Here is a 14,622-nt window from a genome sequence, read left to right on the forward strand (position 1 = left end):
GATGATTCTTTCTATTCTAGCCTCATATTTTATCGATTCAAAAGTGAAGTCGGCTTTTTGTTGTTGAGTTATTGAATTAAGTGCCGGTTCTGTTGCTTAATCATTACCAACAGGACGCAGGAGTATAAATAATGAAAACCGCTTACATCGCAAAACAACGCCAGATCAGTTTCGTTAAATCCCATTTTTCCCGCCAGCTGGAAGAGAAGCTTGGGCTGATTGAGGTTCAGGCACCAATTTTGAGCAGGGTGGGCGACGGGACGCAGGATAACTTGTCTGGATGCGAAAAAGCGGTACAGGTGAAAGTGAAAACACTGCCAGATGCCCAGTTCGAAGTGGTTCATTCCCTGGCGAAGTGGAAGCGTCAAACCCTGGGACAACACGACTTCAGCGCGGGCGAAGGGCTTTACACGCACATGAAAGCCCTTCGCCCCGATGAAGACCGCCTTTCACCTATTCACTCTGTTTACGTTGACCAGTGGGACTGGGAGCGCGTGATGGGTGATGGCGAGCGTCACCTTGGCACGCTGAAATCCACCGTTGAGGCGATCTACGCCGGGATCAAAGCGACTGAAGCGGCCGTGAGCAAAGAGTTTGGTCTGGCACCGTTCCTGCCGGACACGATCCACTTTGTTCATAGCCAGGCACTGTTGAGCCGTTTCCCGGATCTTGATGCCAAAGGCCGTGAACGTGCGATCGCGAAAGAGTTGGGTGCAGTATTCCTGATCGGCATTGGCGGCAAACTCTCTGATGGCAAACGCCACGACGTCCGTGCGCCGGATTATGATGACTGGAGCACCGCGGGCGAGCACGACTATGCCGGGCTGAACGGCGATATCCTGGTCTGGAACCCGGTACTGGAAGATGCATTTGAGCTCTCCTCTATGGGGATCCGCGTGGATGCCGACGCGCTGAAACGCCAGCTGGCGGTGACCGGTGACGAAGATCGTCTCAAATTAGAGTGGCACCAGGCGTTGCTGCGCGGCGAAATGCCGCAGACCATCGGGGGAGGGATCGGCCAGTCCCGTCTGACCATGCTGCTGCTGCAACTGCCGCATATTGGTCAGGTACAGTGTGGCGTCTGGCCGCAGCAGGTGCGTGACAGCGTGGGATCTCTTCTTTAATTATCGCTGCCAGCGTCTGAGCAGGCGGCTACGCAACCCGGTATCAAAGCGCCAGATATGATCGAAGATGCGCATGATGCCGGGTTTTCCATGAGCGGACATCGCGACGGCGTGAAAACGGTGCTGATGCACCCGCTGTAACTCCTTCACTTTATTAACCACATCATCCGGCAGTCGCTGGGCTATAAAATCGGAAATGACGACCGCATCGGCGTCGTACCAGTCACCCCCCTGCATCCGCTCAACGATGCTGCGAAAGCAGCTGGCCAGGTCAGTGCCCCCGCGAAAACGCTGGCTTAAAAAACGGATTGCCTGCTCTATTCCCTGCTGGTTCGTCAGCTCATAACCCACGACTTCGCTGGAGAAGAGCATGATGAAGCAGCGACGGCGGTCGGCGAGCGCCACGCGCATCAGTGCCAGGCAAAACGCTTTTGCACACTGTTCGTTAAATCCGCCCATCGAACCGGACGTATCCACACAAACAATAAACGGCCCGCGCGGCTGTTCATCAAAATCCTGATGGACGACCGGACGCTGGCTAAGTTTCTCGCGCCACGCTTCGCCGTGTAGCCGGTAGGTAAGAAGCTGTTTTTCCACCAGCCGACGGTAGAACTCATACTCCAGCTCGGTCATTCCCAGCGTGCTCAGTTCGGTGGGCAGCAGGCGCAGAATGTCATCGCTCTGCTGGAGCCCGTCGACCTGTTCTGGCACGGTTGCCGGTTCACGCACCAGGGTGCGGAAGGTTTCCATCGGGGCATCTTTCTTTGGAACCGATTTTGCCTCCCTTGAGCGCCCCAGCTGTTCAGCAAGCTTCATCAATTCCGGCTGCTGCGCCAGAAAATCGCCGTATTTGACGATCAACTGGTAATCTCCGCGTTTGAGCTGACCGGCACTCATGTCCCAGAGACGTCCTGCGGCGTTTTCATTTTCCACCAGCACCTGCTCAAGCTGACCGCTTAAGGTCATGCGTTCCTGAACTTCACTGAGCAGCTGTTCACGTTCTTCATCCAGCAACTGCTGGTTTAACGTTGTGGCCTGAACCACCAGACTGAGGCGCCAGCGTTGTAAAAAGAGAGTATGCAGTGCGGGGGTAAAGGTGGCGTTATCCGTGACCAGCGCCCGGGCCTGGCTGGCAAACGGAGAGTGGACGTTATCGAGTACTGCCAGGGTTTGTGGGAGCTGGACGATAAACTGCGTCGTGGAGAGCCGTTGACACTGTTGATAGGCCGCGACTTCCTCCGTCAGTTCCGGCGGAACTTCAGTCTCTTTGAATCGCTGTCGCAGATTATCTCGCCAGCGCGGAAGATCGTCGGTCATCGCCTTTTTGAGCTTCGGGAATTTTTCAAAAAACGCCGCCAGCTGCGGCGACGCCAGAAGGGTAATCACCACCTCCTCGATCAACCCTTCCTCGCTGACCGCCAGCATCACGTTGAGCGTGTCCAGCGTTAGCATTGACGCGCCTGTTTGATCTGCGCGCTGACATCCTGCAGGCTGGCTTCGATGCGACCTAACCAGTCGCTATGAATAAAGAGGCATTTTTGCTGCTCGCTAAAGCGGGTGTGCTGCTGGTGCCATTCGGTATCCAGGGCGTCCAGCTGCTGTTTGATCTCTTCCGGCACGCTGTCAGAAGCGGTGCCAGGAAGCGCAAGACGCGAGCCCTGCAGGCTGACGTCGCGGATCACCAGGTGCTGGCTGCTGTCCACTTCCATCGTGAGCGGCTGCGCGAAACCGATGCCGTTGAGTTTTCCGCGGATCTCACCGCCTTTGTCGAGCCACTGAGATAGCGCCTCGCGCTCAACCGTAATGTGTACCACCTGCATATCATGCAGTTTGAGCGGCTGCTGGAGCAGCAGCGTTAGCGTCGTACCGGTCAGATCGGCGGGGAGCTCGTAATGCGGTTTGCGGGCGAACATACCGCCCAGACGATTGACTTTCAGCGCCGTTTTATCACTTTGCTGTTGCTGGAGCTGGATGCGGCGTTGAGTAATCGCCCCCAGCTGGTTGAGCATCGCCTGCTGCCCCCATGCGTGTCCGGTCATCAATACGTCCAGCTGCTGCTGCATCAGGTTCATGCCTTCTGCGTCGTGCCAGAGGCAGTCTTTCAGCAGGATCAGATCGATGGGCGCGACGGCATCACGACCGCTGAACAGGGCGCTCGCCTGGAGCAGACGAATAGCCTTTTTCCAGCGACGGTCCGAGACATACGGTGCGGAAGGAAGTAAATCAAGCTGCTGGCGCAGCATGAAGATCAGTTCAAAAACGGCATCGGGCAGTTTAATTTTGCCGATCTCTTCCTGCCACTGGTGATACTCGTCGTCCGTCACCTGCAAAGAAGCCGCCACCGGGTTTTCGTTCTCATCCTGCTGGCTGACCAGCATAGAGCGGAAGTTTGACTTGTCCTGGACTTTATCAAGCCACAGGCGGATTAGCATACGGTCATACAGCGCTTCCAGGCTGCTGTCGGCTTCGGGCAGTTCGTTTGACGCGGCCACCAGCAGACGCATGGGGATTTTCTCTTCGCTGGCCCCGTTGCGAAACCGGCGTTCGTTAATCGCCGTGAGCAGGGTGTTCAGGATTGCCGGGCCGGCTTTCCAGATCTCATCGAGAAAGACAATTTCTGCTTCCGGAAGATAACCCGCCGTCAGACGCTCATAACGCCCCTCGTCTTTGAGGGCTTGAATAGAGAGCGGACCGAAAACCTCTTCGGGGGTGGAAAAGCGCGTCATGAGATATTCAAAGGCGCGAGCATTCTGAAAAGCGAACTTCAGGCGGCGTGCGATCAGGCTTTTGGCAATGCCCGGCGGACCCAGCAGAAACACGCTTTCACCGCTCAACGCTGCCAGTAAGCAAAGGCGAATGGCGTGGCTACGCTCGAAAAGGCCTTTCTCTAGCGCACTGCTGAGGCGGGAAATTCTTTCTGCTAATAAATGTGAGTGAGCCATAATAGTTTTGCATCCTTTCGCCGTCGTGGCGGCCAATTGAAGCGAGTATAGACGTTTCAGTCAGAGCTGGTAATAGGCTGAAGTGCGGCGCAATTTTCTTTGCGCTACATTAATGCGGTTGCATTTAGGGGTTCGATTTTGCAACGAATCGTGCATACTGTGCGCTTTTTGTGGGCCAAGGGACCGGGAACACATTTGTTATTTAAACGAAAAGACTAGTCTATGAGCACTGATAATAAGCAATCATTACCCGCAATAACGCTTGCTGCGATCGGGGTTGTCTACGGTGATATCGGTACCAGCCCGCTTTATACGCTTCGTGAATGTCTGTCCGGCCAGTTTGGCTTTGGTGTTGAGCGTGATGCCGTGTTTGGCTTCTTGTCACTCATCTTCTGGCTGCTGATCCTGGTTGTTTCTGTTAAATATCTCTCCTTCGTTATGCGTGCAGATAACGCGGGCGAAGGCGGGATCCTGACCCTCATGTCCCTGGCCGGGCGCAACACCTCCGCCAGAATGACGTCCGTGCTGGTGATTATCGGCCTGATCGGCGGCAGTTTCTTCTACGGAGAGGTGGTTATCACACCCGCCATTTCGGTCCTCTCGGCGATAGAGGGCCTGGAGATTATTGCGCCACAGCTCGATACGTGGGTGGTTCCGCTGGCGATAATCGTATTAACGCTGCTGTTTGCGATCCAGAAGCACGGTACCGGGCTGGTGGGTAAACTGTTTGCGCCGATTATGCTGGCCTGGTTCCTGATCCTCGCGGCCCTCGGTTTGCGCAGCATTATTGCTAACCCTGAAGTGCTGCATGCCCTGAATCCTTACTGGGCCGTGCATTTCTTCCTCGAATATAAAGTTGTTTCCTTCGTGGCGCTTGGCGCGGTCGTGCTCTCCATCACTGGCGTTGAGGCGTTGTATGCCGATATGGGTCACTTCGGGAAACTGCCTATCCGTGTGGCATGGTTTATTGTGGTGCTGCCGTCGCTGGTGCTGAACTACTTCGGTCAGGGCGCGCTGCTGCTCAAGAACCCGGAAGCGATTAAGAACCCGTTCTTCCTGCTGGCGCCAGACTGGGCGCTGGTGCCGATGCTGATTCTGGCGACGCTGGCGACCGTCATTGCTTCTCAGGCGGTGATTTCGGGGGTGTTCTCTCTGACGCGCCAGGCCGTGCGTCTGGGGTATCTCTCGCCAATGCGCATCATCCATACTTCTGAGATGGAGTCGGGTCAGATCTACATTCCGTTCGTTAACTGGCTGCTCTATTTCGCGGTTGTGATTGTTATCGTGAGCTTTGAGCACTCCAGTAACCTTGCGGCGGCGTACGGTATTGCGGTAACCGGTACGATGGTGCTGACATCGCTTCTTTCCACTACCGTGGCGTACCGAAACTGGCACTGGAATAAATTCCTTGTGGCAATGATTCTGGTGGGCTTCCTGTGCATCGACGTACCGTTGTTCTCTGCGAACCTCGACAAGATTGTCTCCGGCGGCTGGCTGCCGCTGACGCTGGGTCTGGTGATGTTCATCGTGATGACCACGTGGAAGAGCGAGCGCTTCCGTCTGCTGCGTCGTATGCATGAGCACGGTAACTCTCTGGAGGCGATGATCGCTTCCCTGGAGAAATCCCCGCCGGTGCGCGTGCCGGGAACGGCGGTGTATATGTCTCGTGCCCTGAACGTCATCCCGTTCGCGCTGATGCATAACCTCAAGCACAACAAGGTTCTTCACGAGCGAGTGATCCTGCTGACGTTGCGTACCGAAGATGCGCCGTATGTTCACAACGTGCGTCGCGTGCAAATCGAGCAGCTGTCCCCGACATTCTGGCGCGTGGTGGCGAGTTACGGCTGGCGCGAAACGCCAAATGTGGAAGAGGTGTTCCACCGCTGCGGTCTTGAAGGGCTAAGCTGCCGGATGATGGAGACGTCGTTCTTTATGTCGCACGAGTCGCTGATTATCGGCAAGCGTCCCTGGTATCTGCGCCTGCGCGGTAAGCTTTATCTTATCCTGCAGCGTACCGCCCTGCGTGCGCCTGACCAGTTTGAGATCCCACCTAACCGCGTGATTGAGCTGGGAACGCAGGTCGATATTTAAGTCCTTCTGCGGGCTGATGCCCTCACCCCGACCCTCTCCCACAGGGAGAGGGCGCAAACATAAAAAACGGTAACCTGACGGTTACCGTTTTGCATTTACCTCCCCCTCTATTTCACTTAGCGAAACGTTTCGACGTTGATCACAAATCTGTTACGCCATGATGGTTTTCTGAACACTCTTGCGGCTACACTCTTTTTAGCGAAACGTTTCGCTAGTGGAGCAGAAAATGAAGAAAGGCACAGTTCTCAACTCAGAAATCTCATCGGTCATTTCCCGTCTTGGGCATACCGATACGCTGGTGGTTTGCGATGCAGGCTTACCGGTTCCGCGCAGCACAACCCGTATTGATATGGCGTTAACGCAGGGAGTTCCTTCGTTTATGCAGGTACTGGATGTGGTGACGTCGGAGATGCAGGTTGAGGGGGCCATTCTCGCGGCGGAAATCAAACAACATAATCCGCAACTCCACGAAACGTTGCTTAAGTTTATTGAGCAACTGCAGCAACACCAGGGAAACACCATAGAAATTCGTTACACAACGCACGAGCAGTTCAAACAACAAACCGCAGACAGTCAGGCGGTGATTCGCAGCGGGGAGTGTTCCCCGTATGCGAATATCATTCTCTGTGCTGGCGTCACCTTCTGAGGCCATCATGGACGCATTACTGCAACTCAAGGGGATCGATAAATCGTTCCCAGGCGTAAAAGCCCTCTCCGGTGCGGCGCTGAATGTCTACTCCGGTCGCGTGATGGCGCTGGTGGGCGAAAACGGTGCGGGCAAATCCACCATGATGAAAGTGCTGACCGGGATCTACCAGCGTGATGCCGGTTCGCTGCTCTGGCTGGGTAAAGAGACCACCTTTAACGGCCCGAAATCTTCTCAGGAAGCGGGTATCGGTATCATCCACCAGGAGCTAAACCTGATCCCGCAGCTCACCATTGCGGAGAACATCTTCCTCGGCCGTGAGTTTGTGAACCGGTTTGGCAAAATCGACTGGAAAACCATGTACGCCGAAGCGGACAAGCTGCTCGCGAAGCTGAACCTGCGCTTTAAGAGCGACCGTCTGGTAGGCGAGCTCTCCATCGGCGATCAGCAGATGGTGGAAATCGCGAAGGTGCTGAGCTTTGAATCCAAAGTCATCATCATGGATGAGCCGACCGACGCTCTGACTGATACCGAAACCGAATCCCTGTTCCGCGTGATCCGCGAGCTGAAATCGCAGGGACGTGGGATTGTCTATATTTCTCACCGCATGAAAGAGATCTTCGAGATTTGCGATGACGTCACCGTCTTCCGCGACGGGCAGTTTATTGCCGAGCGCGAAGTGGCGACGCTGACCGAAGATACGCTCATCGAAATGATGGTGGGACGTAAGCTGGAAGATCAGTATCCGCGTCTGGATAAAGCACCGGGTGAGATCCGCCTGAAGGTGGATAACCTCTGCGGTCCGGGCGTTCACGATGTGACCTTTACCCTGCGCCAGGGTGAGATCCTCGGTGTCGCGGGTCTGATGGGCGCGGGACGTACCGAACTGATGAAAGTGCTCTACGGCGCACTGCCGCGCACCAGCGGTTATGTCACCCTCGACGGTCATGAAGTGGTGACGCGCTCTCCGCAGGATGGACTGGCGAACGGTATCGTCTATATCTCTGAAGACCGCAAGCGCGACGGTTTAGTGCTGGGCATGTCGGTAAAAGAGAACATGTCGCTTACCGCGCTGCGCTATTTCAGCCGCAGCGGCGGCAGCCTTAAGCATAAAGACGAGCAGCAGGCGGTCAGTGATTTTATCCGTCTTTTTAACGTCAAAACGCCGTCAATGGAGCAGGCGATTGGCCTGTTGTCCGGTGGTAATCAGCAGAAAGTGGCGATTGCCCGCGGGCTGATGACGCGCCCGAAAGTCTTGATCCTCGACGAGCCAACCCGCGGCGTAGACGTGGGCGCAAAGAAAGAGATCTATCAGCTGATTAACCAGTTCAAGGCCGACGGGCTGAGCATCATTCTGGTCTCTTCCGAGATGCCAGAAGTATTAGGCATGAGCGATCGCATTATCGTCATGCATGAAGGGCATCTCGGCGGTGAATTCACTCGCGAGCAGGCCACCCAGGAAGTTCTGATGGCTGCCGCTGTGGGCAAGCTTAATCGCGTGAATCAGGAGTAAGAAGATGACTACCCAGGCTGTTTCTGGTCGCCGCTATTTCACAAAGGCATGGCTGATGGAACAAAAATCGCTGATTGCCCTGCTGGTGCTGATCGCGATTGTGTCGACCATGAGTCCGAATTTCTTCACCGTTAATAACCTCTTCAACATTCTGCAGCAGACGTCTGTGAACGCCATTATGGCGGTCGGGATGACGCTGGTGATTTTGACCTCGGGTATCGATCTGTCCGTCGGTTCCCTGCTGGCGCTCACCGGTGCGATCGCCGCTTCGCTTGTCGGGATTGAAGTCAACGCGCTGGTGGCGGTTGCCGCTGCACTGGCAGCAGGCGCGGCGATTGGCGCTGTAACCGGCGTGATCGTGGCAAAAGGGCGTGTTCAGGCGTTTATCGCCACGCTGGTCATGATGCTGCTGCTGCGTGGTGTGACCATGGTCTACACCAACGGTAGCCCGGTCAATACCGGGTTTACGGATAATGCCGATCTTTTTGGCTGGTTCGGTATTGGCCGTCCGCTGGGCGTCCCGACGCCGGTCTGGATCATGGCTATCGTCTTCCTGGCGGCGTGGTACATGCTGCATCACACTCGTCTGGGTCGTTACATTTATGCGCTGGGCGGTAACGAAGCGGCAACGCGTCTGTCCGGTATTAGCGTCAATAAAGTCAAAATTATCGTTTACTCCCTGTGCGGCCTGCTGGCCTCTCTGGCGGGCATCATCGAAGTGGCGCGTCTTTCTTCTGCGCAGCCAACGGCGGGTACGGGCTATGAACTGGATGCCATCGCGGCGGTGGTTCTGGGCGGTACGAGTCTGGCGGGCGGTAAAGGTCGCATTGTTGGGACATTGATCGGCGCACTGATCCTCGGTTTCCTGAATAATGGTTTGAATTTGTTAGGTGTTTCCTCCTATTACCAGATGATCGTTAAGGCAGTGGTGATTTTGCTGGCGGTACTGGTAGACAACAAAAAACAGTAACTGACGACACTACAGGACATCTTAGATATGAACATGAAAAAACTGGCTACCCTGGTTTCCGCTGTCGCGCTGAGCGCAACCGTAAGTGCTAACGCCATGGCGAAAGACACCATCGCGCTGGTTGTCTCTACCCTGAACAACCCGTTCTTCGTCTCCCTGAAGGATGGTGCGCAGAAAGAAGCTGACAAGCTGGGTTACAACCTGGTCGTGCTGGATTCTCAGAACAACCCGGCGAAAGAGCTGGCGAACGTTCAGGACTTAACCGTTCGTGGCACCAAAATCCTGCTGATCAACCCAACCGATTCTGACGCCGTAGGTAACGCCGTTAAAATGGCAAACCAGGCGAAAATTCCGGTGATCACGCTGGACCGTCAGGCGAACAAAGGCGATGTAGTCAGCCACATCGCGTCTGATAACGTGCTGGGCGGTAAAATCGCCGGTGATTACATTGCGAAGAAAGCCGGTGAAGGCGCCAAAGTCATCGAACTGCAGGGGATTGCCGGGACGTCCGCAGCGCGTGAGCGTGGCGAAGGCTTCCAGCAGGCTGTCGCTGCACACAAATTCAACGTCCTGGCGAGCCAGCCAGCAGACTTCGACCGTACTAAAGGTCTGAACGTTATGCAGAACCTGCTGACCGCACATCCTGACGTGCAGGCTGTGTTTGCACAGAACGATGAGATGGCGCTGGGTGCGCTGCGTGCCCTGCAGACTGCAGGTAAATCTGATGTGATGGTTGTCGGATTTGACGGTACGCCGGATGGTGAAAAAGCGGTAAATGATGGCAAACTGGCTGCGACCATCGCTCAGCTGCCTGAGCAGATTGGCGCGACTGGCGTACAAACTGCCGACAAAGTGCTGAAGGGCGAAAAAGTTCAGGCCAAATACCCTGTTGACCTGAAGCTGGTCATCAAGCAATAAAAGGCGAATCAGGCAGTCGCTGGCTGCCTGAGGGACACCAATAAAGAAAAGTGTGGCATACGCCACCGGGTAACACCGGTGGCGCTCTCAGATGGACAATCCAACCATGAAAACCGCAGGTAACCTCGTCGTCCTTGGCAGTATCAATGCCGATCACATTCTTAACCTTGAATCATTCCCTGCTCCGGGCGAAACCGTCACGGGTAATCATTACCAGGTAGCATTTGGCGGTAAGGGCGCAAACCAGGCCGTCGCCGCCGGACGCAGTGGGGCGAATATTGCGTTTATCGCCTGCACGGGTGATGACGATACCGGTGAGCGCGTACGTAAACAGCTGGCCAGCGATAATATTGATATCGCGCCGGTCAGCGTTGTTGCGGGGGAGTCTACCGGCGTGGCGCTGATTTTCGTCAACGCTGAAGGTGAGAATGTCATCGGTATTCATGCGGGTGCTAACGCTGCGCTGACGACGGCGCGCGTAGAAGCGCAACGAGCACTCATCAGTGGAGCCGAAGCCCTGCTGATGCAGCTGGAGTCACCGGTTGAAAGCGTGCTGGCCGCCGCCAAAATTGCGCATGAAAATCATACCACTGTCGTACTTAACCCTGCTCCAGCCCGTGTATTATCAGACGAGTTGTTGGCGCTGGTGGACATCATTACGCCAAACGAAACCGAAGCGGAAAAGCTGACGGGCATTCGTGTTGAAAATGATGATGATGCCGCGCGTGCGGCGAAAGTGTTGCATGAAAAGGGCATCGGGACCGTTATCATTACTCTTGGTAGCCGTGGGGTGTGGGCAAGCGTAAACGGCGAAGGGCGTCGCGTGCCGGGCTTCAGGGTTAAAGCCATTGATACGATTGCCGCAGGTGATACCTTTAACGGTGCGCTGGTGACGGCGCTGCTGGAAGGCAAAGTGATGGATGATGCGATCCGCTTTGCGCATGCTGCCGCCGCAATTGCGGTGACGCGTAAAGGGGCACAGCCTTCCGTACCGTGGCGCAAAGAGATCGATGAATTCTTAAGTCAGCAGGGGTAACGCTTGGCTACGATGAAAGATGTCGCCCGCATGGCGGGCGTTTCTACTTCGACTGTCTCTCACGTTATTAATAACGATCGTTTCGTTAGCGAGGCGATTCGGGAGAAAGTCGAAGCCGCAGTAAAAGATCTCAACTATGCGCCGTCGGCGCTGGCGCGCAGCCTTAAGCTTAACCAGACGCGCACCATCGGTATGCTGATCACCGCCAGTACCAACCCTTTTTATTCTGAACTTGTTCGCGGCGTAGAGCGCAGCTGCTTCGAGCGTGGCTACAGTCTGGTGCTGTGCAATACCGAGGGTGACGAACAGCGCATGAACCGTAACCTGGAAACGCTGATGCAAAAACGCGTCGACGGGTTATTGCTGCTCTGTACCGAAACCCATCAACCGTCGAAAGAGATTATCCAGCGCTACCCTTCAATTCCTACGGTGATGATGGACTGGGCGCCGTTCGATGGGACCAGCGATCTGATTCAGGATAATTCCCTGCTGGGCGGCGACATGGCAACTCAGCATCTGATCGATAAAGGTCATACCCGCATCGCCTGCATTACCGGCCCGCTGGATAAAACCCCGGCGCGCTTGCGTCTGGAAGGTTATCTCTCGGCGATGGAACGCGCGGGTCTTGCCATCCCTGACGGCTACCGGATCACCGGTGATTTCGAATTTAACGGCGGCTTTGAGGCGATGCAGACATTGCTGATGCAAGAGCCGCGTCCGCAGGCGGTATTTATCGGTAACGATGCGATGGCATTTGGTGCTTATCAGGCGTTGTATCAGGCGGGGTTACGCGTTCCGGACGATATGGCGATCATTGGCTACGATGATATCGAACTGGCGCGCTACATGACGCCGCCGCTGACCACCATTCATCAGCCGAAAGATGAACTGGGTGAGCTGGCCATTGATGTGTTGATCCACCGAATGGCGCAGCCCACGCTGCAACAGCAACGTCTGCAGCTTACTCCTGTTCTGATGGAACGGGGTTCGGTTTAGCCTTTGCTTTGTGGCGCTCTTTGATCAGGTTTCGGCCGTCTTTCGGTTTTAACAGCATAAAGACCAGCGCCGATACCACCGTGAGTGCGCCCATCGTAATAAAGGTATAGTGGAACTGCTCAACGGTATTCGCGCTGTCAAAACCCTCATAAAAGCGCAGCACTGCTGCACTTACCGCCACCCCTAAACTGATCGACAGCTGCTGTGTTACCGCCAGCACGCTGTTGCCGCTACTGGCATTCTCGTCAGTCAGATCGGCAAGGGTAATGGTGTTCATCGACGTAAACTGCGTCGACATTGCCATGCCCAGCACAAACAACGGCAGGATCAGCATCCAGACGGGAAGAGAGGCGGATTGCAGAGAGAATTGCGCAATCATCAGGCCGATAAAGACCGTCACGCCAACCAGCGTCTTACGATAGCCAAACCAGCGCAGTACCTGCGTGACGGTTGATTTTGCCAGAATTGAACCCATTGCCGTGGGCGCCATCATGCAGCCGGCAATCAGGGCCGGATAGCCAAAACCTACCTGCAACATCAATGGCATCAGGAACGGTACGCATCCTGTCCCCAGGCGTGAAGCTATGTTTCCTGCAATCCCGACGGAGAAGGTCCGGGTGTTAAACAGCGATAAAGAGATAAGCGGTGTCGGGTGGCGACGCGCATGACGTATATAAAGAAGGAAAAGCAGAATACCACTGAGGATGACGGCCAGTGCCAGCCACGTTTCAACGATTTTCTCACCAAACAGCTCCATCCCGCTGGAGAACAGCACCAGGCTCAGACCAAACAGGAAAAATCCGCCCATATCGAAGCTGCGTCTTGGCGTGGTGAAGTTGGGCATATATTTGCGAGCGTAGAACAGCCCTGCCACACCAATCGGGATATTAATCAGGAAGATCCAGTGCCAGCTTGCCCAGGTCACAAACACGCCGCCGAGTACCGGGCCCAGTATCGGGCCGACGAGGCCCGGCATGGTGACGAAGTTGAGCACGGGAAGCAGCTCGCTGCGTGGGTAGGCACGCAGCAATGCCAGGCGCGCCACGGGCATCATCATCGCGCCGCCAATGCCCTGTAACACGCGGAAGATAACCAGCTCTGTTAAGGATGTGGAGAGCGCGCAGGCCAGCGAACCCAGGGTAAAGAGCGTTACGGCCAGCATGAAAACTCTGCGGGTACCGAAGCGGTCAGCCAGCCAGCCGCTTACCGGAATCAGCATCGCCACCGTCAGGGTATAGCTGATGATGGCGGATTGCATTGCCAGCGGGGAGCGGTTGAGGCTTTGTGCAATGGCGGGAAGCGCTGTGTTGAGGATGGTGGCATCCAGTGCCTGCATAAAGAACGCCATGGCTGCAATCCACGGCAATCCGGCCATGCTGCGTGCTTTTTTCTTTGTCATTTATCTACCTGCTGGTGGGTTGGCGCGGCCAGCAATGCCTGGCACGCACTCAGGGCTCGCTGCCCGTCGCTCTCCTGAATGGCATCCACTATCGCCTGATGCAAATCCAGCTTTACCACTTCGTCTTGTGTAATAGAGGAAAAGTAGGTGTGGTACACCGAATGGAATAACGAGGCAAAGGAGGTCAGGAAGGGATTGGCGCTCATCATATAGATATGTTCATGCCAGGCCATATCAACCTCAACCCAGCGTTCCCGGTTGAAGTGTTTTTTCAGGAACACCATTTCTTCCATCAACGCGTTAAGTTGCGCTTTCTGCTCTGCTGTTCCGAGCGTGGCGGCAAGCAGGCAGGCCTGGGGTTCAAGGCTGCTACGCATCACGAGGAAGTGATCGACCACCTGATGAAAGTTATCTTCTGTCATCCACCAGGAGAGCAGCTCCTGATCGAGAAAATTCCAGTTACTCTGCGGCATCACGCGCGTACCAATGCGCGGGCGCGGGAGAACCATCCCTTTTGCCGTCAGGGTTTTCACCGCTTCACGAACGGCGGTACGGCTCACCCCAAACTGCTCGCCCAACTCCATTTCACCCGGCAGGATGCTGCCCGGGGCATATTTTCCCGCTAAAATCCGTTGCGCCAGCTTTTCTGCCAGCACATAGGAGAGGTTTTTTTGGGCGGCCAGCTGTTGTGCGCTTAATGGCATCGCGTTTATTCCTTAATGTTTTATGCTGATAATTATGCCACCTCGAATGTGATTGTGGTTGTAGATACATCAAATAGAACAATTTGTAGCTTGATTTCACCGCTATTGGTGAAAAAAAACACGGACGGAAACTTTTTTTAAATTTCCTCTTGTCACTGTGAAATAACTCCCTATAATGCGCCTCCACTGACACGGAACAACGGCACACACGGCGCCGGGTCAGCAGAGAAAAGCAAAATAAACGCTTGACTCTGAAGCGGGAAAGCGTAATATGCACACCCCG

12 protein-coding genes are annotated in these 14,622 nt (G+C 55.2%); 8 read left to right on the forward strand and 4 right to left on the reverse strand.

What is annotated here, in order from left to right:
• The first annotated feature begins 131 nt into the window (after window positions 1-131).
• A complete protein-coding gene (asnA, locus tag ACOTXR_RS16180) occupies window positions 132-1,124 on the forward strand; it encodes an aspartate--ammonia ligase (RefSeq protein ID WP_023331652.1) in 993 nt (330 codons plus the stop codon).
• Here the strand turns inward: asnA and viaA are convergent, their stop codons facing one another.
• Window positions 1,125-2,576 (reverse strand): ATPase RavA stimulator ViaA, encoded by a 1,452-nt coding sequence (viaA, locus tag ACOTXR_RS16185; protein WP_023331651.1) that lies wholly within the window; start codon window positions 2,574-2,576, stop codon window positions 1,125-1,127. It abuts the gene before it with no gap.
• On the reverse strand, window positions 2,570-4,066 hold the full coding sequence (gene ravA / locus ACOTXR_RS16190; protein ID WP_058690199.1) for an ATPase RavA: 1,497 nt from the start codon (window positions 4,064-4,066) through the stop codon (window positions 2,570-2,572). Before ravA ends, viaA begins: the two co-directional genes overlap by 7 nt.
• A 222-nt stretch (window positions 4,067-4,288) precedes the next feature.
• On the opposite strand from ravA, the gene kup reads away from it, so the two are divergent.
• From kup to rbsR, 7 genes are all read left to right on the forward strand, one after another.
• Entirely contained in the window at window positions 4,289-6,157 is a 1,869-nt protein-coding gene (gene kup / locus ACOTXR_RS16195; RefSeq protein WP_421767055.1) for a low affinity potassium transporter Kup, read from the forward strand.
• Window positions 6,158-6,383: 226 nt separating this feature from the next.
• Complete coding sequence (gene rbsD, locus ACOTXR_RS16200; RefSeq protein WP_058690198.1) at window positions 6,384-6,803, forward strand: D-ribose pyranase; 420 nt, start codon at window positions 6,384-6,386, stop codon at window positions 6,801-6,803.
• Window positions 6,804-6,810: 7 nt separating this feature from the next.
• Window positions 6,811-8,316 (forward strand): ribose ABC transporter ATP-binding protein RbsA, encoded by a 1,506-nt coding sequence (gene rbsA / locus ACOTXR_RS16205; protein ID WP_023336493.1) that lies wholly within the window; start codon window positions 6,811-6,813, stop codon window positions 8,314-8,316.
• 4 nt (window positions 8,317-8,320) lie between these two features.
• Window positions 8,321-9,286, forward strand: a complete 966-nt coding sequence (gene rbsC, locus ACOTXR_RS16210) for a ribose ABC transporter permease (protein WP_014881872.1) — start codon at window positions 8,321-8,323, stop codon at window positions 9,284-9,286.
• A gap of 27 nt (window positions 9,287-9,313) precedes the next feature.
• Window positions 9,314-10,204, forward strand: a complete 891-nt coding sequence (rbsB, locus tag ACOTXR_RS16215) for a ribose ABC transporter substrate-binding protein RbsB (protein ID WP_014881871.1) — start codon at window positions 9,314-9,316, stop codon at window positions 10,202-10,204.
• 106 nt (window positions 10,205-10,310) lie between these two features.
• Window positions 10,311-11,240 carry a ribokinase gene (gene rbsK, locus ACOTXR_RS16220; RefSeq protein ID WP_058690224.1) on the forward strand — a complete coding sequence of 310 codons (930 nt, stop codon included), beginning with the start codon at window positions 10,311-10,313 and terminating at the stop codon, window positions 11,238-11,240.
• A 3-nt stretch (window positions 11,241-11,243) separates the two neighbouring features.
• Window positions 11,244-12,236 (forward strand): ribose operon transcriptional repressor RbsR, encoded by a 993-nt coding sequence (gene rbsR, locus ACOTXR_RS16225; protein ID WP_014881869.1) that lies wholly within the window; start codon window positions 11,244-11,246, stop codon window positions 12,234-12,236.
• Here rbsR and mdtD read toward each other — a convergent pair.
• Both mdtD and ACOTXR_RS16235 read right to left on the reverse strand, forming a co-directional pair.
• Window positions 12,202-13,635: a multidrug transporter subunit MdtD gene (gene mdtD, locus ACOTXR_RS16230; protein WP_023331646.1), complete on the reverse strand. Its 1,434-nt coding sequence runs from the start codon at window positions 13,633-13,635 to the stop codon at window positions 12,202-12,204. The genes rbsR and mdtD overlap by 35 nt on opposite strands.
• Complete coding sequence (locus ACOTXR_RS16235; protein WP_014881867.1) at window positions 13,632-14,339, reverse strand: FadR/GntR family transcriptional regulator; 708 nt, start codon at window positions 14,337-14,339, stop codon at window positions 13,632-13,634. Before ACOTXR_RS16235 ends, mdtD begins: the two co-directional genes overlap by 4 nt.
• Between the last annotated feature and the right edge of the window lie 283 nt (window positions 14,340-14,622).

Origin of the sequence: Enterobacter cloacae complex sp. IR53030, from assembly GCF_049238365.1 — a bacterium.
In the GTDB taxonomy this organism is placed as follows: Bacteria; Pseudomonadota; Gammaproteobacteria; order Enterobacterales; family Enterobacteriaceae; genus Enterobacter; species Enterobacter kobei.

What these genes read in the sequence shown, in the direction of transcription:
- asnA (WP_023331652.1), top strand. Translation starts at nt 132, where the DNA reads ATGAAAACCGCTTACATCGCAAAACAACGCCAGATCAGTTTCGTTAAA.
- viaA (WP_023331651.1), bottom strand. Translation starts at nt 2,576, where the DNA reads ATGCTAACGCTGGACACGCTCAACGTGATGCTGGCGGTCAGCGAGGAA.
- ravA (WP_058690199.1), bottom strand. Translation starts at nt 4,066, where the DNA reads ATGGCTCACTCACATTTATTAGCAGAAAGAATTTCCCGCCTCAGCAGT.
- kup (WP_421767055.1), top strand. Translation starts at nt 4,289, where the DNA reads ATGAGCACTGATAATAAGCAATCATTACCCGCAATAACGCTTGCTGCG.
- rbsD (WP_058690198.1), top strand. Translation starts at nt 6,384, where the DNA reads ATGAAGAAAGGCACAGTTCTCAACTCAGAAATCTCATCGGTCATTTCC.
- rbsA (WP_023336493.1), top strand. Translation starts at nt 6,811, where the DNA reads ATGGACGCATTACTGCAACTCAAGGGGATCGATAAATCGTTCCCAGGC.
- rbsC (WP_014881872.1), top strand. Translation starts at nt 8,321, where the DNA reads ATGACTACCCAGGCTGTTTCTGGTCGCCGCTATTTCACAAAGGCATGG.
- rbsB (WP_014881871.1), top strand. Translation starts at nt 9,314, where the DNA reads ATGAACATGAAAAAACTGGCTACCCTGGTTTCCGCTGTCGCGCTGAGC.
- rbsK (WP_058690224.1), top strand. Translation starts at nt 10,311, where the DNA reads ATGAAAACCGCAGGTAACCTCGTCGTCCTTGGCAGTATCAATGCCGAT.
- mdtD (WP_023331646.1), bottom strand. Translation starts at nt 13,635, where the DNA reads ATGACAAAGAAAAAAGCACGCAGCATGGCCGGATTGCCGTGGATTGCA.
- ACOTXR_RS16235 (WP_014881867.1), bottom strand. Translation starts at nt 14,339, where the DNA reads ATGCCATTAAGCGCACAACAGCTGGCCGCCCAAAAAAACCTCTCCTAT.